This is a genomic window from Parvibaculum sp. (assembly GCF_039680535.1).
Taxonomy (GTDB): domain Bacteria; phylum Pseudomonadota; class Alphaproteobacteria; order Parvibaculales; family Parvibaculaceae; genus Parvibaculum.
The window spans coordinates 273,858-296,497 of record NZ_JBDKSS010000005.1; the positions used below are offsets into that span (position 1 = coordinate 273,858).

General features: G+C 63.6%; 17 protein-coding genes. 3 read left to right on the top strand and 14 right to left on the bottom strand.

Features of this window, described 5'->3' with window-relative positions; all coding sequences use genetic code 11:
* Positions 1–9 precede the first annotated feature (9 nt).
* Positions 10–489 carry a PaaI family thioesterase gene (locus tag ABFC66_RS02455; protein WP_346739362.1) on the top strand — a complete coding sequence of 160 codons (480 nt, stop codon included), beginning with the start codon at positions 10–12 and terminating at the stop codon, positions 487–489.
* 12 nt (positions 490–501) lie between these two features.
* On the opposite strand, the gene ABFC66_RS02460 is transcribed toward ABFC66_RS02455, so the two are convergent.
* The 12 genes from ABFC66_RS02460 to ABFC66_RS02515 form a co-directional block, all read right to left on the bottom strand.
* A complete protein-coding gene (locus tag ABFC66_RS02460) occupies positions 502–1,140 on the bottom strand; it encodes a TetR/AcrR family transcriptional regulator (protein WP_346739363.1) in 639 nt (212 codons plus the stop codon).
* 245 nt (positions 1,141–1,385) lie between these two features.
* On the bottom strand, positions 1,386–2,192 hold the full coding sequence (xth, locus tag ABFC66_RS02465; protein ID WP_346739364.1) for an exodeoxyribonuclease III: 807 nt from the start codon (positions 2,190–2,192) through the stop codon (positions 1,386–1,388).
* Positions 2,193–2,206: 14 nt separating this feature from the next.
* The gene (locus ABFC66_RS02470; RefSeq protein WP_346739365.1) at positions 2,207–2,821 is read right to left on the bottom strand and encodes a hypothetical protein; all 615 of its coding nucleotides are present in this window, start codon (positions 2,819–2,821) and stop codon (positions 2,207–2,209) included.
* 476 nt (positions 2,822–3,297) lie between these two features.
* Complete coding sequence (locus ABFC66_RS02475; protein WP_346739366.1) at positions 3,298–4,680, bottom strand: aspartate aminotransferase family protein; 1,383 nt, start codon at positions 4,678–4,680, stop codon at positions 3,298–3,300.
* 258 nt (positions 4,681–4,938) lie between these two features.
* Complete coding sequence (locus ABFC66_RS02480; RefSeq protein WP_346739367.1) at positions 4,939–6,312, bottom strand: glutamine synthetase family protein; 1,374 nt, start codon at positions 6,310–6,312, stop codon at positions 4,939–4,941.
* 28 nt (positions 6,313–6,340) lie between these two features.
* Positions 6,341–7,165 carry a gamma-glutamyl-gamma-aminobutyrate hydrolase family protein gene (locus ABFC66_RS02485; RefSeq protein WP_346739368.1) on the bottom strand — a complete coding sequence of 275 codons (825 nt, stop codon included), beginning with the start codon at positions 7,163–7,165 and terminating at the stop codon, positions 6,341–6,343.
* A gap of 74 nt (positions 7,166–7,239) precedes the next feature.
* A complete protein-coding gene (locus tag ABFC66_RS02490; protein WP_346739369.1) occupies positions 7,240–7,953 on the bottom strand; it encodes an outer membrane lipoprotein carrier protein LolA in 714 nt (237 codons plus the stop codon).
* A 126-nt stretch (positions 7,954–8,079) separates the two neighbouring features.
* Positions 8,080–10,692, bottom strand: a complete 2,613-nt coding sequence (locus tag ABFC66_RS02495) for a DNA translocase FtsK (RefSeq protein ID WP_346739370.1) — start codon at positions 10,690–10,692, stop codon at positions 8,080–8,082.
* A gap of 80 nt (positions 10,693–10,772) precedes the next feature.
* The gene (locus tag ABFC66_RS02500) at positions 10,773–11,996 is read right to left on the bottom strand and encodes an aminotransferase class I/II-fold pyridoxal phosphate-dependent enzyme (protein WP_346739371.1); all 1,224 of its coding nucleotides are present in this window, start codon (positions 11,994–11,996) and stop codon (positions 10,773–10,775) included.
* Positions 11,997–12,204: 208 nt separating this feature from the next.
* The gene (locus ABFC66_RS02505; RefSeq protein WP_346739372.1) at positions 12,205–13,443 is read right to left on the bottom strand and encodes an ammonium transporter; all 1,239 of its coding nucleotides are present in this window, start codon (positions 13,441–13,443) and stop codon (positions 12,205–12,207) included.
* Between the two features lie 370 nt (positions 13,444–13,813).
* Positions 13,814–14,152, bottom strand: coding sequence for a P-II family nitrogen regulator (locus ABFC66_RS02510; protein ID WP_152214751.1), 339 nt, complete (start codon positions 14,150–14,152; stop codon positions 13,814–13,816).
* 373 nt (positions 14,153–14,525) lie between these two features.
* Complete coding sequence (locus tag ABFC66_RS02515; RefSeq protein WP_346739614.1) at positions 14,526–15,719, bottom strand: ammonium transporter; 1,194 nt, start codon at positions 15,717–15,719, stop codon at positions 14,526–14,528.
* Positions 15,720–16,292: 573 nt separating this feature from the next.
* On the opposite strand from ABFC66_RS02515, the gene ABFC66_RS02520 reads away from it, so the two are divergent.
* Positions 16,293–18,494 (top strand): PQQ-dependent dehydrogenase, methanol/ethanol family, encoded by a 2,202-nt coding sequence (locus tag ABFC66_RS02520; protein ID WP_346739373.1) that lies wholly within the window; start codon positions 16,293–16,295, stop codon positions 18,492–18,494.
* 181 nt (positions 18,495–18,675) lie between these two features.
* On the opposite strand, the gene ABFC66_RS02525 is transcribed toward ABFC66_RS02520, so the two are convergent.
* Together ABFC66_RS02525 and ABFC66_RS02530 are read right to left on the bottom strand one after the other, a co-directional pair.
* On the bottom strand, positions 18,676–20,040 hold the full coding sequence (locus ABFC66_RS02525; RefSeq protein WP_346739374.1) for an amidase family protein: 1,365 nt from the start codon (positions 20,038–20,040) through the stop codon (positions 18,676–18,678).
* Positions 20,037–21,275, bottom strand: coding sequence for a cytochrome P450 (locus ABFC66_RS02530; RefSeq protein WP_346739375.1), 1,239 nt, complete (start codon positions 21,273–21,275; stop codon positions 20,037–20,039). The genes ABFC66_RS02525 and ABFC66_RS02530 overlap by 4 nt, the downstream gene beginning before the upstream one ends.
* Positions 21,276–21,390: 115 nt before the next feature.
* On the opposite strand from ABFC66_RS02530, the gene ABFC66_RS02535 reads away from it, so the two are divergent.
* On the top strand, positions 21,391–22,626 hold the full coding sequence (locus ABFC66_RS02535) for an FAD-dependent oxidoreductase (protein ID WP_346739376.1): 1,236 nt from the start codon (positions 21,391–21,393) through the stop codon (positions 22,624–22,626).
* Positions 22,627–22,640 lie beyond the last annotated feature (14 nt).

Sequence of the window (22,640 nt, forward strand, 5' to 3'; positions counted from 1 at the left end):
GAGCGTGGGATGAGCGGCACGGCAGACCAGACGGCGGAGGACAAGGCGTCGAAGAATTGGCCGCCCAACATTCAGGCCGTGTTCAAGCGCATGGCGCCCGCCAGCCGCTATCTCGGCCTCGAGATCATCGACGCCGATCAGGCCGCGCGGACCGTCGAGGTCGCATTCAATGCGGGGCCCGAGCTCTGCAACATGTGGGGCGGCATTCAGGGCGGCATGGTCGCCGCCATGCTCGACGACGTGATGAGCCTCGCCGTCGGCCTCGATCTCGAATGGGGTCAGATCAGCCCGACGCTGGAGCTAAAGGTCTCGATGCTCAATGCCGCGCGTCCGGGCCGCATCATCGGCCGGGGCCGCGTCATCAAGCGCGGCAAGTCGGTTGGCTTCATCGAGGGCGAATTGCTGGCCGAGGACGGAACGCTGCTCGCGACGGGCAGCTCCACGGCGACCTTCGTGACGCTGAAGCGCAAGGAAAAGCCCGCCGAATAAGGGCTTCCCGCGTCAGTTATAGGCGTGGGCGTCCAGATAGGCGCGCGCCTTCGCCGTCAGATGCGTTTCGAACAGCGCGAAGTGGTGCCGGATTCCGGCATTGAGCGATTGCTTGTCGAGTTTCACCACATGGCGCGTCTCGCGCAGGAAGCTCGGCCAGTAGCGGATCACCATCCACACATTGTCGGCCAGCGCGCCCAGTTCTTCCTCGGGCATCGAGAGATGGCCTGCCTCGATCATGTGCCGGAACATCTTTTCCAGCATGGCCGTCGTCAGCTCATAGACACGGCTAACCTTGCCTTCCAGCTCCGACGAGGTGCGGCCATATTCGGCATGGTCGCGGTAGAGGAACTGGTATTCCCAGACCTCCTCGAAGACCATCCGGTTGAAGAGCACATAGGCGTCGAGCACGGTTTCGGGCGTCGACTGAATGGCCAGCCTCGTATCGATGCGGCGGATCAGCGAATGCTGATGGGCCCGGACGAGGTCCTTCTTGGTGCGGAAGTGGTACCAGAGATTGCCCTCGGAAATGCCGACGTCTTCCGCGATCCGTGCCGTCGTCACCGTGTCATAGCCGTTCTCGTTGAACAGGCGGAGGCTCGCGGTGAGGATGCGGTCCTTGGTCTTGGGTGCCGGGGTCTTGGATGCCATGTCGGCGGATTCTCGCGCTTTTTCGTTCCGCCTGGCCCGGCGTTGTCCGATTCCTGGAAGAAGGATCGCAAATTTGCAAAGGCCGGAGCAATGGTGGGCTCTTGCGCTCCTAGGGTCAACACCCTAGAGTAGGGTGGCTACCCTAATCAAGAACAGTCGGACGATCCGTCGAACCGCTGCATTAGGAGGAGCCCCAGGAGCGGGCATGGCTGCCCGAAAGCTTTACCCCCGAGCTGGCCCCCCAGCTAAAGCTTCATGGTCGCGATCACGGGCACGTGGTCGGATGCCCGCTCCCACCCCCTCGCTTCGCGCAAGACCTGCATCAATTGCGGCGCGTCCTTGAGCGCGGGCGTCACCCAGATGTGGTCGAGCCTGCGGCCGCGATCGGCGGCGTCCCAGTCCTTGGCGCGGTAGCTCCACCAGGAATAGAGCTTCTCGGTTTCCGGCACGAAGCGCCGCATCACGTCCACCCAGTCGTGCGAGGCGATGATCTCCTTCATCAACTCGACCTCGACAGGCGTATGGCTGACGACCTTGAGCAGCTGCTTGTGCGACCAGACATCGTGTTCGAGCGGCGCGACGTTGAGATCGCCGACGAGAACCATGCGGTTCTCGCTCTTCTTCTTCATGCCGCCATACCACTCCGTCATCTCGCGCATGAAGGCGAGCTTGTGGGCGAACTTCTCGTTGATTTCCGGATCCGGCTCGTCGCCGCCGGCTGGCACGTAGAAATTGTGGAGCGTCATTCCGCCGGGCACGTCGAGATCGACGGAGACGTGGCGCGCGTCGCCCTTGCCGCAGAATTCCTTCGTCTCGATCTTCCTGAAGGGAATGCGGCTGACGATGGCGACGCCGTGATAGCCCTTCTGGCCATTGATCGCGACATGCTCATAGCCCGCCTTGCGGAAATCCTTCAGCGGAAAGGCGTCGTTGATGCACTTGATTTCCTGAAGGCAGAGAACATCCGGCTGATGCTCGGCAAGGAGCTTTTCGGCGAGATTGATCCGAAGGCGGACGGAATTGATGTTCCAGGTTGCAAGCTTCAGCTTCACGTTCGGATCTTCTTTCAGAAAATATTGAGTGTGAGACCGGCAACGCCGATGGGCCAGCGGCCGCGGGCGAAGAGGGCGAACTTGGTACGGAACGGATGATCTTCTTCCGCGCCTGCAATGAGCGCCAGCGCCGCATTGTGCGCGGCCTGCACGGCGGCGCCCGCTGCGGCATCCAGCAGCGCCTCGTCATCGATCTCGGCCAACGCGGCCGCTTCGCGCACCGAGGCTCCGAGCAGGCCGCCCAGAATGGCGGCCACATGCGTCAGGGCAATGGAGAGGCCTTCCTCGGAGATATATTCCAGCGCATCGCTCGCAAGCCCGGCGCGGAGTTGCTCCTCGGCCTCCCATTGCGCCGTGTCGAAATCCATGTTGGCGGCGGCATCCGCCGCGTCCTCCCAGCTCGCGACGCGGGCGGGCTCCACATCCGGAAAGCCGAGCGCGTCGAGATAATCGCGGGCGAGCCGCTTCACTTCCCGGTCGAGCGGTTCGCCAAGCGCCGTGAACCAGGGAAGCTGGGCCGCTTCCTCCGCGAAGAGGCGAACGCCGCGAAGCAGCGGGATTTCCTCTACAAGCGCGTCGAGATCCTCGTCGCTCAGCGTGATATGCGGCTCGTCGTCGTCATCCTGCATGGAAGGTCCCGGCGGGTCAGCGCTGATCGCGCATTCATTCGATGAATTGAGAAGGTCTTATACAGCACCCGGCGGGAAATTTGCGCTCTGTATGAGGTGCTGAAAATAGTTGCGCCCCGTCAAAGTTGGAATTGGACGGGCTCGCAAAATAGTTGCGCCCCGTCAGGGGGGATGACGGGGCGCAACCGCGCTTCTTCTGCGCTTGGCGCCGGGAGGGGAATAATCCGGCGCCCTGGGGCCAGAGCACCTCACCAGACGAGCGGGGGGCAGGTCGTCCGGCAGGGCTTGTCGCTCCGCCCTCATGTCCAAATACATAGGACTCAGGTCCGGGGAGTTCAATGGCGGACCCCGTCGACCGCCGGGACAAGCGAAACCCAACCGTAACCGGGCAAATGATCAAGGATTTCAGTGCCTTGCGGCAACAAGACGCCGGGATGCGCCAAATTGCCGCAAGGGAAATCCCGCCCTGACCGTGCTCAGAGGACGCCGAGATCCTTGGCGATGAGGTCGATGCATTTGCGGGCAAGGCCGAAAAGTTCGTCGATCTCGCTTTCCGAAATGACCAGCGGCGGGCTCAGAACCATGGTGTCGCCGATGGCGCGCATGACGAGCCCATTGTCGAAGCAATGGACGCGGCAGCGGTAGCCGACATCGAGTTCCGAGGGATATTTCTCCCGCGTCGCCTTGTTCTTCACCAGTTCGATCGCGCCGAGCAGGCCCACGCCGCGCGTCTCGCCGACCAGCGGATGATCGCCGAGTTCGGCGAGCTTCTTCTGGAAATAGGCGCCGATGGCACCTCCCGCCTTTTCGACGAGATGCTCCTTCTGCATCACTTCGAGATTGGCCAGCGCCACGGCGCAGGCGACGGGGTGGCCGGAGTAAGTGAAGCCGTGCGACCACTCCTCATCGGAGTTGAAGATCGCGTCGCCGACGCGGCCGCCAAGGCCCACGGCGGCAATCGGCTGATAGCCGGACGAGAGGCCCTTGGCCATGTTGATCATGTCGGGCTCGATGCCATAGGTCTGCGAGCCGAACCAGTTGCCCGTGCGCCCGAAGCCGCAGATCACTTCATCGACATGAAGCAGGATGTCGTACTTCTTGCAGATGCGATTGATCTCGCCCCAATAGGTCGCGGGCGGAATGATGAGGCCGCCGGCGCCCTGCACGGGTTCGGCGACGAAGGCCGCGACATTCTCCGCGCCGAGTTCGAGGATCTTCTCTTCCAGCGCGCGGGCCGTCTTGAGACCGAATTCCTCCGGGCTCATGTCTCCGCCCTCGCCATACCAATAGGGGCAGTCGATATGGACGAAGCCCGGCATCGGCAGGTCGGCCTGCGGATGCATGGAGGTGAGGCCCGAGAGCGAGGCCGCGGCGATGGTCACGCCGTGATAGGCCTTCTTGCGGGCGATGAAGATCTTCTTCTTCGGCTTCTTCTGGAGGTTCCAGAAATAGCGGATGATCTTCACCGCGCTGTCGTTACCTTCGGAACCCGAATTGGCGAAGAAGAAACGGTCGATGCCCTTGGGCGTCACTTCCGACAGTTTCTGCGAAAGCTCGGCCGTGTAGGGATTCGTCGTCTGGAAGAAGGCGTTGTAATAGGGCAGCTCCTTCAGCGCCTTGTAGCCGGCTTCCGCCAGCTCCTCGCGGCCATAGCCGACCTGCACGCACCAGAGGCCCGCCATGCCGTCGATGAGCTTGTGGCCTTCGCTATCGTAGAGATAGACGCCCTTGGCGTGCGTGATGACGCGCGCGCCGGTCTTGGCGAGCTGGTGATGCGTCGTGAAGGGATGGAGATGATGCGCGGCATCCATCTCCTGCCAGCGCTTGGTCTGATTTGATTTCGCAATTGTCTGCGACATGGGAATGCTCCGTCGTTCCGTTTTTTCGATTTTCGGAAAGGGACGCGAAGGATTTTCCTCCGCGCCGGAGCGCTTCTAAGGATTGTAGCCGATGCGCGCGCAAAGGATCAGAAGATCGCGCTTCTGCCGGCGGCTGCTATGTGAGCCCGTGTGGTACATGGTCTGCATTCTACAGAAATCACGTGGAGATGCGAGTCGGGTTCTGCTCACTCGTCGTCATGCCCCGCGTTCTGCGGGGCATGACGAGAAGGAAATCTCTCACACGTTCAGCAGCAGATGCTCGCGCTCCCAGGCGGAGATCACCTGCTGATAGGCCTCATGCTCGGTGTATTTGACGTCGAGATAGACCGTCACGAAATCATGGCCGAGGATTTCCTTGAGGTCGGATGACGAGCGCAGATTGTCGAGCGCGTCGAGAAGATGGCGCGGCAGGGCGTAGCGCTTCGACTCGTAGGCGTTGCCCTTCATCTCCTTGGTCGGCACCAGTCCATTGGCCATTCCGATATAGCCGCAGGCGAGTGAGGCGGCGATGGCGAGATAGGGATTGCAGTCGGCGCCCGGCACGCGGTTCTCGACGCGGCGGGCGGCGCGCTTCGCCTCCGGTACGCGCAGGCCGACCGTGCGGTTCTCGTGGCCCCAATGCGTGTTGATGGGGGCCGCGAGGTCGCGGACGATGCGGCGGTAGGAATTGACGTTGGGCGCGATCAGCGCCATCGCGTTCGGCAGATGCTTCTGCAATCCGGCGATGTAGGACAGGAAAAGCTTCGTGTCGCGGCCCTGCCTGGTCGAGAAGAGGTTCTCGCCCGTTCCCACGTCGACGATCGACTGGTGGATATGCATGGCGCTCCCGGGCTCGCCCTCATAGGGCTTGGCCATGAAGGTCGCATAGACGCCGTGCTTCATCGCCGCCTGGCGCATCGTGCGCTTGAAGAGGAAAGCCTGGTCGGCGATTTCGAGCGGATCGCCGTGGTCGAAATTGATCTCGACCTGGGCCGCGCCCGATTCATGGATCAGCGTGTCGATGTCGAGGTCCTGCGCTTCGCAGAAATCATACATGTCCTCGAAGATCGGATCGAACTCGTTGACCGCGTCGATGCCATAGGATTGGCGTGCCGTCTCCTTGCGGCCGTTCGTGCCGACCGGCGGCTCCAGCGGATAGTCGGGGTCGATGTTCTTGGCCGCGAGGAAGAATTCGATCTCCGGCGCGACGACCGGCTGCCAGCCCTTCGCCTCGTAAAGCGCGAGCACGCGTTTCAGCACGTTGCGCGGCGCGATGGGGACATGGGCACCGTCGCGGTAATTCGCGTCGCAGATGATCTGCGCAGTCGGTTCCTCGTACCAGGGCACGACGCGGACGGTCTGCGGATCGGGGTCGAGGATGATGTCCGGCTCGGTGTCGGAAAGCGCGTCGCTGTCGATGAAGTCGCCGGTCACCGTCTGGCCGAAGATCGACTCCGGCAGGCGCAGCGTGCGCTCGGTGAGACCTGAGATGAATTTCTTCGTCGGAAGGATCTTGCCGCGCGCGATGCCGGCCATATCCGACACCATCACTTCGACTTCGGTGATGCGGTGGTCTTTCAACCACTTCACCAGATCGTCCTTGCTCTTCACCGTCTCATTGCCCGTCGCCATGGGGCACCATTCACTTTCCTGTTGAAGCTTACGCTTGTTGCCGCTCCTTGACGGACGGCGCCATTGCCGACCGCACCGCCTCGCCAAAAGCTCCAAGAAGCTTCTGCGAAACCGGATTTTCCCAATATTTCCATTCGGGATGCCACTGCACGCCAAGCGCGAAGCCCTTCGCATCCCTGACGCTCATCGCCTCGACGGTGCCGTCGGGCGCGCGGCCCTCGGCGACGAGGTGCGGGCTCAGCTGCGCGACCCCTTGCCCGTGAAGCGAGTTCACCTCGATCTTCCGTGTGCCCAGTATCCTCTCGAACGCGCCGCCCTCGATGAGGTTCACCTCATGCGACGGGCCATATTGCTTGTCGAGCGGGTCTTCCTTGTTCTCGCGATGGTCGAAGCGGGGTGCGAAGCCCGGCTCGCCCGGCATTTCATGAATGTGCTGATGCAGGGTACCGCCGAACGCGACATTCATTTCCTGAAAGCCGCGGCAGACACAGAACAGCGGTACGCCGCGTTCCACGCAGGCGCGGATGAGGCCGAGCGTCAGCGCGTCGCGCTGCTCGTCGAGTAGCACGCCTTCGCGCGGCGCGGTGCCGCCGTAATTCTTCGGGTGGACATTGGAATGCGAGCCGGTGAGGAAGATGCCGTCGCAGAGATCGAAGATTTCCTCAATCTCGCTCTCGAGATCGAAGGTGCCTTCGGAAAGGCGCGGCACGGGCAGCAGGATCGGCTTCGCGCCTGCGCCGCCTTCGACAGCGGCAATGTATTTCTCGCCCACCGCGTGAAAGGGGTGAACCCCCAGCAACTTGACGTCGCAGGGTATACCGACGATCGGTCGTCTCGAATGGTTTCGGGTCATGCTTTCAAGAGCTAACACGGGCCACGGGGGGAAGGTCAAGGCGGCGCGGAAAAAGAGCCGCGAGGAATGCAGGCCTATTTCGGCTTGCCTGCTCCGGGGCGCTGCTCGTCCTGAAGGACGAAAAGCGCATTGTCCGCGCGGATGCCCGAGCGCGTATTGCGGAGCGCAACCGTGGTCTGCAGGCCTTGCGCGTCCGTCACCATCCACTGGCGAAGCTGAAGCTTGGGCTGGTCGAAGACGAGAGTGAGCGTGCCGGGGGCGTCGCCGCTCTTGTCCTGCAGCGTCATGCGCAGAACGCCGGGCTGGCGCTCGACGGAGAGAACGCGGACCTCGTCATTGAGGTCGATCTGGTCCGCCAGAATGATGCTGAGCGGCGTCGAGCCGATGGGATAGCGCTGGGCGGCGGAAAAGCCGTCCTTGACCGCGACCCATGTGCCGTCCGCGACGACGAGGGTCTTTTGCGGCGGCGTATATTCGAAGCGCAGCCTGCCGGGACGGCGGAGATAGAACTTGCCTTCCGCCAGCGAACCGTCGGGCCCCACCTGCAGGAAATTGCCCTGAAGGTCGGTGAGGCCATTCAGATAGGTGTTCACCTGTGCGATATCGGCCTTGTCCTCGGCGGTCAGAACCTGCGCCCTGGCGTGATCCGGCGTCGCCGCGTGAGCCACGCTGACAGGCGTCGTGGCGAGGGCAAGAACCAGCGCGCCAATACCGATCAGCGCTGCTGTCACCAGCATCGCCTGACGAATGCGCCGACTTTGGTCGAGATCTCTCATGAAAAAAAGCATGTTGGCCTTTTGTGGCGAAATGAAGAAACCTGAGCGGCGGTCCTGGGGTCTTTTGCCGGAGAAAGGGGGGCGACCTTCTTTTCATCCGGCCTGTGGCAACAAAGCCTCAGCCTGCGCGGCGGCCTTTCAATGGTCGCCGACCAGAACCTCGCGCTTTCCCTGATGGTTCGGCGCGCTGACGACGCCCTGTTCTTCCATGAGTTCGATCAGGCGCGCGGCACGATTGTAGCCGATCTGAAGGCGGCGCTGGATATAGCTCGTGGAGGCGCGCTTGTCCCGGGCGACGATGGCGACCGCCTTGTCATAGAGGTCGTCGCCCGAGCCTTCGCCATCGAGGCCGAACATCTCGCCATTCTCTTCGGGTTCCGCCGTGATCGCCTCGAGATATTCGGGCACGCCCTGGTTCTTGAGGAATTTCACGACCTTCTCGACTTCTTCGTCCGAAACGAAGGGGCCGTGGACGCGGCGGATGCGGCCGCCGCCCGCCATGTAGAGCATGTCGCCCTGGCCGAGCAGCTGCTCCGCGCCCTGTTCGCCGAGAATGGTGCGGCTGTCGATCTTCGACGTCACCTGGAAGGAAATGCGCGTCGGGAAGTTCGCCTTGATCGTGCCGGTGATGACGTCGACCGAGGGGCGCTGCGTCGCGGTGATGATGTGGATGCCCGCCGCGCGCGCCATCTGGGCGAGACGCTGGATCGCGCCTTCGATTTCCTTGCCCGCGACCATCATCAGATCGGCCATTTCGTCGACGATGACGACGATGAAGGGCATGGGCGAGAGGTCCATTTCCTCCTCTTCGTAAATCGCCTTGCCGGTCTCCTTGTCGAAGCCCGTCTGCACGGTACGCACGAGGACCTCGCCCTTGGCATCGGCGTCGATCACGCGCGTGTTGTAGCCGTCGATGTTCCGCACACCGACTTTCGACATCTTGCGGTAGCGGTCTTCCATCTCCTTCACGACCCATTTCAGCGCGACGACGGCCTTCTTGGGGTCGGTCACGACCGGGGCGAGGAGATGCGGAATGCCGTCATAGACGGAGAGTTCGAGCATCTTCGGGTCGATCATGATGAGCTTGCACTGCTCGGGCGAGAGCCGATAGAGCAGCGACAGGATCATTGTGTTGATGCCGACCGACTTGCCCGAGCCCGTGGTGCCGGCGATCAGGAGATGCGGCATGCGGGCGAGATCGGAGACGACGGCTTCGCCGCCGATATTCTTGCCCAGCGCAAGCGTCAGCTTCGAATTCGAATTCTCGAAGTCCGGCGTTTCGAGCAGTTCGCGCAGGAACACCATCTCGCGCTTGTGGTTCGGAAGCTCGATGCCGATGGCGTTGCGGCCGGGCACGACGGCGACGCGGGCTGAAACGGCGCTCATCGAACGCGCGATGTCGTCCGCCAGCGCGATGACGCGCGAGGACTTGATGCCGGGTGCGGGTTCGAGTTCGTAGAGCGTGACGACGGGGCCCGGATGGACGTTGATGATCTCGCCGCGAATGCCGAAATCGTCGAGCACGGATTCGAGAAGCCGCGCATTCTGCTGCAGCGCCTCGTCGGTCATGAGGGTCGTGTTGCCGGTGGATTTGGGCCTGGCGAGAAGGCTCAGCGGCGGAAGCTGGTAATTGCTCACCGGTTCGAGCGGCAGCGCGGGCTGGGCCTCGCGCACCGCGCGCTTCGACTGTTTCGGCTTCGGCGCGGAGCGGCTGACGGGCGGCGCGTTCTTGCCGCCCAGCGTCGGCTCGACCCGGCCGCGCTTGAGGATCGACGGCACGTCGTCCTCAATCTCGCCATCCTCGAACTCGACGTCGATCTCGTCCTCGTCCTCGAATTCGTCTTCGGGCTCAGCCTTGCGCGCGCCACGGTTCTTGAAGCCTGCGGCGCGGGCCTTGGCGATCTCATCGTCGGAAAGCGGCGCATACTCGCCTTCGCGCATCAGCCGGTCGCGGAGATCGGTGAACCTGTCGCCGATCGCCCAGGCCATCACGCGCAGACGGCTCGGCTCGACATCGGGGCGATGGGGGCGCCTGCCGCGGGCTCGCGGCGCGGCCGGCTCGACATCGCCGCCGCGCGGACGGCGGCGGACGGGATAGGCGAGCTGGTCTTCTTCCTCGTCTTCCTCTTCCGCGCGGCGCCAGAGGGCGGGGCGGTTCGTCAGGGCGACGATCTGGCCCCATTCAACGTCGGCAGCATAGAGTGCAAGGAAGCCGGCGATGGGCGCGGTGAGGAGCGCCGTCAGCGCATAGGACAGGCCGTTGCCGATGAAGGGCGCGAGGACCTGAAGGCCAAGCGTCGAGAGCGCGTCGCCAAGCACGCCGCCGAAGCCGAGGCCCGGCGCAAGCGCCCAGATGGCGAGAAGCGGCAATGTGCCGAGAAATGCCGCGGCGAAAAGCGTGGCGAGAAGCCAGGCGGCGACGCGCAGCACGAGGCGCTGCGGCATGTTGTGGCGCGCGAGGCGAATGCCCCATGCGACGGGCGGCATGAGAAGCACCAGCGCGCCGAGGCCGAGCGTCTGCAACAGAATGTCGGAAATATAGGCGCCCGGCATGCCCATCCAGTTTCGCGGAGCAAGACCGGTGGCATTGTTGAGGCTCGGGTCGTGGCGCGACCAGCTCACCAGGGCAAGGAATCCGACGAGGCCGAGCATGACGAGGGCGGCGCCCGCCAGCTCCTCGAAGCGGCGGGCCAGAAACACGCGTACGCCCATCGGCAGAAAGGCGAGCGGGTTCAGACTCCTCACACGCATCCTCCAACTTTCGCGAGGCGCCGAATTGGCCTGCCTGCGCGATCCCTTACCACCTGCACGTCCCCGCGGCGCAGCACCGATCACAGAATTTCTGCCATTCGGGCAAGCGCTTCTTCGGTGGCGGCCTGGCTTTCGACAAGCGCGACGCGAATATAGGCCGCGCCGGGATTGCCGCCGCCGTCTATGGAATCTTCGCGCGAGAGATACTTGCCGGGCAAGACCTTCACGCCACCCTTGGCCCAGAGTTCGCGCGCGGCCGCCTCGCCGTCGCCGACATCGAGCCAGAGAAAGAAGCCGCCGGCCGGGCGATAGAAGCCGAAGCGATTGCCGAGAATGCGCTCCGCAGCATCGATCTTGGCGCGGTAGCGGGCCCGGTTCTCCTCGACATGGGCCTCGTCGTTCCAGGCGGCAGCGGACGCAGCCATGATCGGCATAGGCACTTGCGGCGCGGCGATGTTGCGGAAATTGCGGAAGCGGACGAGGAAGTCGCGGTCGCCCGCGATGAAGCCGGAGCGCAGGCCGGGCAGGCTCGAGCGCTTCGAGAGAGAATGGAACACGACCACATTGTCGAGCGTGCCGGAGAGTTCGATCGCCGCCTGGAGCGCGCCAGCCGGTTTCTCACGGTCATAGATTTCGGCATAGCACTCGTCGATGGCGAGCAGGATGCCGTGCCGCCGCGCGAGGCGGATCAGGTCCTTCAGCTGCTCGAGGCTCGCCACCGCGCCCTGCGGGTTGGCTGGCGAGCAGAAATAGATCATCGAGGTCCGGGCGAGCAGTTCTTCGGGCAGGCTCGCAAAATCCGGCATGAAGCCGTTTTCGCGCGTCGCGGCCACATAGACAGGCTCCGCCCCGGCGGCGAGGGCCGCCGCCGCATAGCACTGATAGAAGGGGTTCGGCATCAGGATCGCCGGGCGCTGGCCCTTTTTCGACAGGGGCGTGGCGACGAAGGCGATGTTGAACAGCGCCTCGCGCGTTCCGTTCACCGGCAGGACCTGAAGCTCGGGATCGAGCGGCTTCTTCGGCCCGATCACGTCCGGGCCGAGGCCGTAGCGCCGCCCGAGCCAGGCGGCCACGGCGGCGCGGAAGTCGGGTGTGCCCGAAATCGGCGGATATTTGCCGAATTCCTTCGCATGGGCCGTGATGGTCTCCATCACGAAGCCCGGGAAGGGGTGCTGCGGCTCGCCCAGGGACATGACGATAGGCGCCTTGCCCGGCTCGATCCCCTCGATCAGCGCGTTGAGGCGCGGAAAGGGGCCGTCGGGAAGCGTATCGAAGCGGTTATGCGTCAGGTCCGGCGCGGTCATATAGGAGCAGCTTCTCCAGCAATGCGCCGTGATGGCGCGGAAAGTTCGGCCGCGAAGCGGAATTCCGCTTCGCGGCGCGATCTTACCGGGCTCGCCGGAGTCGGTCTATATGCGACGATCGGTGGAAAAACCTGTGGAGTCTTCGGTCTTTATCCACACGACTGGAAGTATTTCCTTAATCCCTTCTCTGGCCTGCAGGTCGACTCACTCAGCGCTGCATCATCTCGGCTTCCGGCGTGGAGCCGATCTTGTGAATTGCGAGGTCCGCGCCCTGCATTTCGTCGCTTTTGGTGAGGCGAATGCCGGCGGTCTTCTGCAGCGCGCCATAGATGACGAAACCTGCCGCAAGCGCATAGAGGGCGCCTCCGACGGAGCCCACGAGCTGGCTCGCGAAGGTGACGCCGCCCAGCCCGCCCAGGGACGTCAGGCCGAAAATGCCGCAGGCGATGCCGCCCCAGAGGCCGCACAGGCCATGCAGCGCCCAGACGCCGAGCACGTCGTCGAGTTTCAGGCGCGACTGGCTCCATTCGAACATGTAGACGAAAAGCGCGCCCGCGACGCCGCCGGTCGCCAGTGCGCCCAGCGGATGCATGAGGTCCGACCCCGCGCAGACGGCGACGAGGCCAGCCAGCGCACCGTTGTGAACGAAGCCGGGGTCATTCCGCCCCGCGATCAGCGCCGCGAGGATGCCGCCGACCATCGCCATCAGCGAATTCATGGCAACGAGGCCCGAAACGCTGGCAAGCGAGCCGCCGGACATCACGTTGAAGCCGAACCAGCCGACGCAGAGAAGCCACGATCCGAGCGAAAGCCAGGGGATCGAGGAGGGCGGAAAGCCGACAAGGCGGCCATCCTTGGTGTAGCGGCCGACCCGGTGCCCGAGCAGGGTCACGGCGCCGAAGGCGAGCCACCCGCCCATCGCGTGAACGACGATGGAGCCTGCGAAATCGTGGAAATGGGCGCCGAAGGTGGCGGCAAACCAGTCCTGAACACCGTGATTGCCGTGCCAGACCAGACCTTCGAAGAACGGATAGACAAGGGCGGTGATGACGGCGGTGGCTGCCAGTTGCGGCCAGAACTTCGCCCGTTCCGCGATGCCGCCGGAAATGATCGCCGGAATGGCTGCCGCGAAGGTGAGCAGGAAGAAGAATTTGACGAGATCGCGGCCCTGCGGCGCAAAGCCGGCGCCTTCATTGCCGTTCAGCACGGCCGCGCTCTGGAAGAAATGAACGCCATAGGCGACGCCGTAGCCGATGAGGAAATAGGCCAGCGTCGAGACGGCGAAGTCGACCAGGATCTTCACCAGCGCATTGACCTGGTTCTTGTGCCGGACCGTGCCGACCTCAAGAAAGGCGAAGCCCGAATGCATCGCAAAGACGAGGATGGCGCCCATCAGAATAAAAAAGACGTCCGCGCCGTTGGCGACGCCGGGTCCGGTCGGATTCATGGAGATGTCTTCCCTGCCAATGCCCGTGGCGCTCGCGAGGAGGAGGTTTCGGGCTCTTCTTTTTTCCGGATTGCCTCAGTGGCGATCTGTTGCCGTCCTTTTGGACAGGCGCATTGCCCAATCAAGGGGCATGCCATTGGGCTGCCGGATTTTTCAGCAGGGAAAATCAACGACTTGGCGCAATCGACGCCGGAACGGAAATAAGCGTCTCCCAAAAAGCGCCCAGATATCGGTCACGCTTTCTGTGCAGTCCGCAAAAATAATAGGCAGAAGAGAACCCGGAAGAGGGACTTCCGGGTTCTCTGGAGGGACGCCTTGCCGGCGGGGAGGGCGCCGGGGTGGCGTGTCGAACACCGCCGGAAGGTCTGGATCAGATCGCGTCCGAGTCGGTTTCGCCGGTGCGGATGCGGAGAGCCGATTCCACGGGCACGACGAAGATCTTGCCGTCGCCGATCTGGCCGGTCTTTGCCGCGCCGCTGATCGCCGTCACGGTCTTGGCGACGAGATCGGAAGGCACGACCACTTCGATCTTGATCTTGGGCAGGAAGTTCACGGCGTATTCGGCGCCGCGATAGATTTCGGTCTGGCCCTTCTGCCGTCCGTAGCCTTTGACTTCGGAAATGGTCAGGCCTTCGATGCCGAGCGAGGTCAGAGCCTCGCGGACTTCGTCGAGTTTGAAGGGCTTCACGATCGCCACAACGAGCTTCATCTTGGTTTCCTCTTTTGCTTGCCGCCGTCCGGCCTCTCCGGCCTTCCGGGAAATCTGATCACTCGGCACGGAGAGCCACAAAGGCGCCGGCCGCCGCTATTCACCATTAATCAAGAACCGTGCCGCCGGTGAGAAACGCAATAAGTCCTTGTTTTCACCGCTGCTTCCATTTGAAGGCATGGAAGCGACAAAGTTCTGTACACGGCCGATGAAGGCCAGATCGCGTATTCAGATGCAGGTGCCGATTTCTTGTGCAGGTTGCGTTGCGGCAATTCTGCGTATTCGGAAAATCGATACCCCGGGAAAAAAAGGGCGCCCAACCAGTGTCTCTGGAGGGGCGCCCCTGTCCGCAACAGGCCCAGAAGGGCAGTGCTTACTGAACCACCTCACCATGCAGGTTGATGTCGAGGCCTTCGACTTCTTCCTGCGGCGAGACGCGGAGACCGAAGAAGATCTTCACGACCATGAGGAGGATGAAGGTGCCGATGCCCGAGTAGACCAGGGTGTAGAGGATGCCCTTGATCTGCGTCGCGACCTGGCCCCAGTTGCCGTCGATACCGCCGACCGGCGCGGTTGCGCCCGTGACAGCCATGGTGGCGAAGACACCCGTGAGGACAGCGCCGACGATGCCGCCGACGCAGTGCACGCCGAAGACGTCGAGCGCGTCGTCATAGCCGAGCGCACGCTTCACGGTCGTCGAGGCGATGAAGCAGATGATGCCCGCGGCGAGACCGATCCAGAGCGCGCCGACGGGGTCGACGAAGCCCGAGGCCGGCGTGATGGCGACGAGGCCGGCAACGGCGCCCGAGCACATGCCGAGAAGCGTCGGCTTCTTGTGGACGAGCCACTCAGCAAACATCCAGCTGATGGCGGCCATGCCGGTCGCGATCTGCGTGACGATGAAGGCGAAGCCGGCGCGGCCATCGGCGGCGAGTTCCGAACCCGCGTTGAAGCCGAACCAGCCGACCCACAGCAGCGAGGCACCGATCATGGTGAGCACGACGTTGTGCGGCGCCATGTTTTCGTGGCCGTAGCCCTTGCGCGGGCCGAGGACGAGGCAGGTCACGAGACCGGCAATGCCGGCATTGATGTGAACGACCGTGCCGCCGGCGAAGTCAAGCACGCCAGCCGAACCGAGGAAGCCGCCGCCCCAGACCCAGTGGCAGACCGGCGCATAGATGAAGATCAGCCACAGGCCCATGAAGGCGAGCAGCGAGGAGAACTTCATGCGATCGGCGAAGGCGCCCGTGATGAGCGCCGGCGTGATGATCGCGAAGGTCATCTGGAAGACCATGAAGACGCTTTCGGGAATGACGCCCGAAACGTTGCCGACCGCCAGGCCCTTCAGGAAAACGCGGTCGAAGCCGCCGATATAGGCCTGAAGCGCGCCGCCGTCACGGAAGGCGAGCGAGTAGCCGATGACCGTCCACAGGACGGTGGCGAGAGCCGTAATCGCGAAGTTCTGCGCGGTGATCGCCACCACATTCTTCTTGCGGACCATGCCGCCGTAAAAGAGGGCGAGGCCGGGGATCGTCATCAGAAGCACGAGGGCCGTGGATGTGAGCATCCACGCCGTCGAACCGCTGTCGATCTTCGGGGCTTCGTCTGCGAAGGCGCTGCCTACCGAACCGAGGAGCGCCAGCGCCGTGGCTGCCACTCCAAGGGGTATGTGTCGCAACAGCCCCTTTTCCTTTCCTGTCTCAGTCATCCGTCTCTCCATTGACTGCCGGGTCACTGCCCCCCGGCTTTGAATGCTCGGCGCCCATTTGTTGGTGCTGGCGAAGCACGCAGCGGCGCTTGGGCGAAAAGTGTTCTCAAGAACCGTGCCGAACGATCAGGAGTCAGGTAGCTCATTGATTCGGCCCGCTTTTTCGGCACATAGGATTGATAGCCCCTGCTTGCGGACCATGAAAATGATTAAAAATAGTGCAGAATGAGATAAACGCACATATTTTGTGCATGGTTCACGCGCGGCTCGGTTCGTTCGTGAAAATAGCGTGCGAGAAATACTCGCCTCGGCTTTCGCGCCATTCACTCCTCCTCTAAAGTTCCGGCGTCAAAGGGCCGCAGCAGAGCCCGGACAGGGGATGCGGACGGGCAGTCCGCATTCCACAGGGAAACGAACAGGGATGGGGAGGTCATGGCTCAGACATCGGGCAGGACTTGGCCCGCGGCGCTAAGCGTCGCGGTTTGTGTGGCGCTCGCCGCGGCGGTCGGCTGGCAGTTCATCAGGGCAAAGGGCGACAGCACCCCCGGACAGTCGATCGCAGTCGGCGAAAAAGCTCCGGGTAAGGAATATAAGGGACCGGCCGATGTGGACGGCGCCCGCGTCGCCGCTGCGGACAGCGAGCCCGGCAACTGGCTCGCCTATGGCCGCACATATGACGAGCAGCGCTTCTCGCCGCTCAATCAGGTCAACGACAAGAATATCGGCAAGCTCGGCCTTGCCTGGTCCTACGAAACCGACACGGTGCGCGGCCTCGAGGCTTCGCCCATCGTCGTCGATGGCGTCATCTACACGACGCTCTCCTGGGGCATCACGGCTGCGCTCGATGCGAAGACCGGCAAGGAACTCTGGCGCTTCGATCCGGAAGTGCCGGGCGAGTGGGGCCGCTACGGCTGCTGCGACGTCGTCAATCGCGGCGCGGCTGTCTGGAAGGGCAAGGTCTATGTGGCGAGCTTCGACGGGCGTCTCTTCGCGCTCGATGCGAAGGACGGCCATGTGATCTGGAAGGTCAACACCGTTCCCGGCTCGCCCTACACCTCGACCGGCGCTCCGCGCGTTATCAATGGCAAGGTGCTGATCGGCAATGGCGGCGGCGAATATGGCGTGCGCGGCTATCTCACCGCCTATGACGCCGAAACCGGCAAGCAGGTCTGGCGCTTCTACACGGTGCCCGGCGATCCCTCGAAGCCGATCGAAAATCCCGAACTCGAAAAAGCCATTCCGACATGGAAGGGCGGCGAGTGGTGGAAGGTCGGTGGCGGCGGCACGGCCTGGGATTCGATGGTCTTCGATCCGAAGCTCAACACCGTCTATATCGGCACCGGCAATGGTTCGCCCTGGACGCGCTACATTCGCTCTCCGGGTGGCGGCGACAATCTCTATCTCTCGTCCATCGTCGCGCTCGATCCCGAGACCGGCAGGATGAAGTGGTATTACCAAGAGACGCCGGGCGACAACTGGGACTACACCTCGACGCAGCCGCTGATGCTTGTCGACCTTCCCTGGGAAGGAAAGCAGCGCAAGCTCATCATGCATGCGCCGAAGAACGGCTTCTTCTATGTGCTCGACCGCGAGACGGGCGAGCTTCTCTCGGCAAAGCCCTTCGTGTCCGTCACCTGGGCGAGCCATGTCGACATGAAGACGGGACGTCCCGTCGAATTGCCGGTCAGCGACTATCAGAAGCAGACGCAGTTCGTTCTGCCGTCGGCCAATGGCGGCCATAACTGGCACCCGATGGCCTACAATCCGCAGACGGGCCTCGTCTATCTGCCCACGCAGGATATCGCGGGCATCTACTCGCTCTCCGAGGAGTGGAAGAAGGACCACAAGTTCACCGTCAAGAAGAACTGGTGGAATCCGGGCCTCGACTGGGAAGCCTATATCGACGCGATCAACGCACTTCCCGAAATGCCTCCGAGCCACGGCTATCTGAAGGCGTGGGACCCGATCAAGGGTGAGGTGAAGTGGCAGGTCGAATATCCCGCGCCGCTCAATGGCGGTGTGCTGACGACCGCGGGCAATCTCGTCTTCCAGGGCACGGCGCTCGGTCATCTGATCGCCTACAAGGCCGATACGGGCGAGAAGGTCTGGGATCAGGACGTGCAGACCGGCATCGTTGCGCCGCCCATCACCTATGAGGTCGATGGCGAGCAATATGTCGCCGTTCTCGCGGGCTGGGGTGGCGTCAACATCACCTCCGGCGACGCGCGTGTGTCGGCGGCGGCGAAGTATGGCAACGAAGGCAAGCTGCTCGTCTACAAGATCGGCGGCACCAAGGAACTGCCGAAGCTTGCCGAACGCGACCAGTCGATCCCGGCATGGCCGGCGCTCACCGCGTCGAAGGAGACGATCCGCAAGGGTGAAGTCGCCTATGCCGGCACCTGCATGCTTTGCCACGGCGCGCTCGCCGTCTCGCCCGGCGTCACGCCGGACCTGCGGCGCATGAGCGAAGTCACGCGCGAGAACTTCCAGGAAATCGTGCGCGGCGGCATGCTGAAGGATCGCGGCATGGCGAGCTTCGCCGATCTTCTCTCGAAGGAAGATGTCGACGCGATCTACTCCTACGTCCAGAAGCGTGCGCTTGAAGACCGCGCCCGCATGGCACCGGTGCGCTGAAGCGCATCGCACGAAAACGAAAGCCCCGGAGGAAACTCCGGGGCTTTTTGTTTGGGTGATGTTGCTGTTGTTGTGGCGACGATTCAAATCAAGCCGTCATGCCGGACTTGATCCGGCATCCATCTTCAATCGTGCCGCGTGGCAAAGATGGACCCCGGATCAGGTCCGGGGTGACGAAGAATTATTTCAGCGCCTTCTCCACGGCCCGCGCGATGCGCAGCAGCCTTTCTTCGCCGTCAGGTGCGGCCTGCAACATCAGCCCTACGGGAATGCCCGCCGCGTCGTAACCTGCGGGCAGCGTCACCGCGCAAAGGCCGAGCTGATTGCCGATGGTGGTGTTGCGCAGCGCCATGCGGTTCGCCTTGAAGTAATCCGGCCCGCCCGCTTCAAGCGCGGCGATGGGCGGCGGCGTGATGGCGACAGTGGGAAGCAGCACGGCGTCGACGCCCGCTGTTGCGGCAAGGTAGCGGCGCGCGATTTCGTTCCGCGCCGCATCCGATTTCAGCAAATCGGCGGCACTGATCGAAACGCCCGCCATCATGCGCTCGAAGACAGGGCGATAGACGACAGCCTCATTCGCGGCGAGCGTTTCATGCCAGATCGCATAGGCTTCGGCGACGAGACGGCTTGCACCGCCGCCCCATGCCAGCGCGTCGATCTCGTCGAGTTCCGGCAATTTGTGTTCGACGATGCGCGCGCCCGCATGAACGAGCCGACGTATCGCAAGGTCGAGCGCCGCCGCCACACCCTCATCGAGATCGCTCCAGCCGATGCCGCCCGGAAGCCAGAGCGTGACATTGTTGAGATCGACGCCTTCGAGCTCGAACGACTTCGAAGCGTTGAGCAGCGTAAAGAGCGCCGCCGCATCGGCAACGTCATGCGCGAGCGGGCCGATCGTGTCAAAGGTCGGCGAGAGCGGCACCGTGCCGTCGAGCGGAATGCGTCCAGCCGTCGTCTTCAAGCCGACGAGCCCGTTCCATGCGGAAGGAATGCGCACCGATCCGCCCGTGTCCGAGCCGATGGCGCCCACGGCAAGGCCACGCGCGACGGAGACGGCGGCGCCCGAAGACGAGCCGCCCGGCACGCGCTCGATCGCATCGTCGAAGGCATTGGCGGGCGTGCCCATTTTCGGATTGATGCCCAACCCTGAAAACGCGATCTCCGTCATGTTGGTCTTGCCGAGGCAGACGGCACCGGCCCGCGTCGCCCGCGCCAGCACTTCCGCGTCGCGTGCCGGAACGCGCGATTTGAGCGCGAGCGAGCCGGCGGGCGTCACATCGCCCGCGCTGTCGAAAAGGTCTTTCCAGGAGAGAGGCACGCCGTCCAGCGCATGGCGCCGAAGCCCGCGCTTCGCGCGATCCGCGGCGGCCTCTGCTTCGGCGCGCGCGCGTCGCTCGGTGAGGAGGTGATAGACGCGATGATCGGGGTCCGCCTCTTTCGCGCGGTCGAGAAAGAATTCCGTCACCTCGCGCGGATCTGCCGCGCCTTCCTCGAACAGGCGGGAAAAGCCCAGCGCGCTCGTCGTCTCGTTCCAGTTTGCCGTCACGGTGTCACGACCATTCGTTCGAAGCCCCGGAAGGCGGGCAGGTGCCGCCGTACTGCCTGTTCCCGACCAAGCGCAATATTGGGAAAACGTGCCAGCAGCATATTGATCGCGACCTGCGCTTCAAGCCGCGCAAGTGGCGCGCCGAGGCAGATATGCATGCCGCCGCCGAAAGACTGGTTATGAGTGTCGGCGCGGGTGACATCGAACCTGTGCGGATCGGGATAAACGGAAGGATCGTGATTGGCCGCCGCAAGCGAGGTCGTGACCGTGCGGCCCCTTTCGATGGGGCAGCCGCCGATCACCATTTCGCGGTCGGCATGGCGGCCTGAATCCGTCACTGGCCCGTCATAGCGCAGCATTTCTTCCACCGCGTTGACGATGAGCGACGGGTCGGCCTTGAGCTTGGCGAGTTCGGCCGGATGCGTGAGCAGCGCATGGATGCCGTTGCCGATGAGGTCCGTCGTCGTCACATTGCCGGCGGTGAGCAGCAGCGTGCACATGCTCAGCACTTCGCGGTTGTTGAGCTTCGCGCCATCTTCCTCGGCGCGGATCAGATCGCTGATGAGATCGTTGCCGGGATTCGCGCGGCGCTCGGCAATGGTCGTTGTGAAGTAGTCGCGCATCGCCTGCTGCGAGGCGTTCATGCGTGCGGTCGTCTCCGGGCCACGCAGCGGATCGAAGGCCTGCACGATGTCGTCCGACCAGCGCTTGAAGTCGGCGCGGCGCTCGCGCTCGACGCCCAGCATGTCGGCGATGACGATGGTCGGCAGCGGCGCGGCGTAGGCCGTGATGAAATCGACCTCGGCCTTTCCCTCCATCTCGTCGAGCAGTTCCTTCGCAATCGTCTCGATGCGCGGCCGCATCGCCTCGATGGAGCGCGGGTTGAAGGCTTGCGTGACGATGCCGCGCAGCCGCCGGTGATCGGGATCGTCGAGAAAGAGCATGCTCGGCTCGTAGGTCTCGCTTTCTGCATCCGGCGTGAAGAGGCGCACATAGTCGTCAGGCAGCGTCGTGCGCGGATCGACCAGCAGGTCGCGGTCGCGCAGGACGGCTTTCACGTCGTCATGCCGCGTCACGAAAACATGGTTGAGCTCGCTGTCGCGATGGACCGGTGCCCGCTGGCGCAGATCGTCCAGCACCTGATAGAGGTTCTCGCGATAGTCCTCGTCGAGCGCCGTGAGCCCGGCCCCCATCGGAAGACTGGATTTTCCGTCCTTCGCCAGCGTTTCCGCCATGACCTTCTCCCCGCTTTTCTTTTCTGTTTGGCCAAATTCTAAGGCCCTATTCCGGGGGAGGGCAAATCGCCGCGTGGGCTGGACTTTATCGCCTTTCCGTTAGAGTCTCTCGCCCATGACAAAAGCGGATTACGAAAGCGACGTTCTGATCGTCGGCGGCGGGCTTGCGGGCCTCCCGCTGGCGCTGGCGCTCGCGCAGGGCGGCCTCACCGTCACGGTCATCGACGCGCAGGACCCGGCAAAGACCCATGACGCCGCTTTCGACGGCCGCGTCTCGGCCATAGCCCTTGCCTCCTGCCGCATGTTCGACCGGCTCGGCGTGACGAAGCATCTCGCAGGCCAGATGCAGCCCATCAATGACATCATCGTGTCGGATGGCCGCGTCCGCGAAGGCGCCTCGCCGCTTTTCCTCCATTTCGATCACACCGAGATCGGCGACGAGCCGCTGGGCCATCTGATCGAGAACCGCCATACGCGCATCGCGCTGGGCAAGGCGATTGCCGAGCAGCCGCTTGTCACGCTCATAGCCCCCAATGCGGTGAAGTCGGTCGCCTATGATGCGGCGCACGCGACGGCGACGCTCGCCGATGGAACCATGGTCCGCGCGAAGCTCTGCTTTGCGGCGGATGGACGCCCCTCGCCGACGCGCGAAGCGGCGGGCATCAAAACCATCGGCTGGGATTACGGCCAGACAGGCATCGTCACGACCGTCGAGCATGAGCGTCCGCATGAAGGCGTGGCGCAGGAATATTTTCTCCCCAACGGGCCTTTCGCGATCCTGCCCATGGTCGGCAACCGCGCCTCGCTCGTCTGGACCGAGAAGACCGCGGCGGCGAAGGCCATCCTTGCGCTCAACGAGGCGGATTTCGCCGACGAGATGCGCGCCCGCTTCGGCGACTATCTGGGCGAATGCCGCCCCGTCGGTCCGCGCTGGTCCTATCCGCTGAATCTTCAGCTTGCGCGCGAATATATCCGCCCGCGCCTCGCGCTCATCGCCGATGCCGCGCATGGCGTGCATCCGATTGCGGGGCAGGGGCTCAATCTCGGATTGCGCGATGTGGCGGCCGCCGCCGAAGTCGTCGTCGATGCGGCGCGTCTCGGCCTCGACATCGGTTCGCTGACCGTGCTCGAGCGCTATCAGCGCTGGCGCCGTTTCGACAATGTCGCCCTGTCATTGATGATGGACGGCCTCAACCGTCTCTTCTCGAACGATATCGGCCCCGTCCGCCTCGCGCGCGATCTGGGCCTCGGCCTCGTCAACCAGATCGGCCCCATGCGCCGCCTCTTCATGCGCCACGCAGGTGGCGTGGTCGGCGATCTGCCGCGGCTCCTGAAGGGCGAGGCGGTTTAAGTTGACTGCGGACT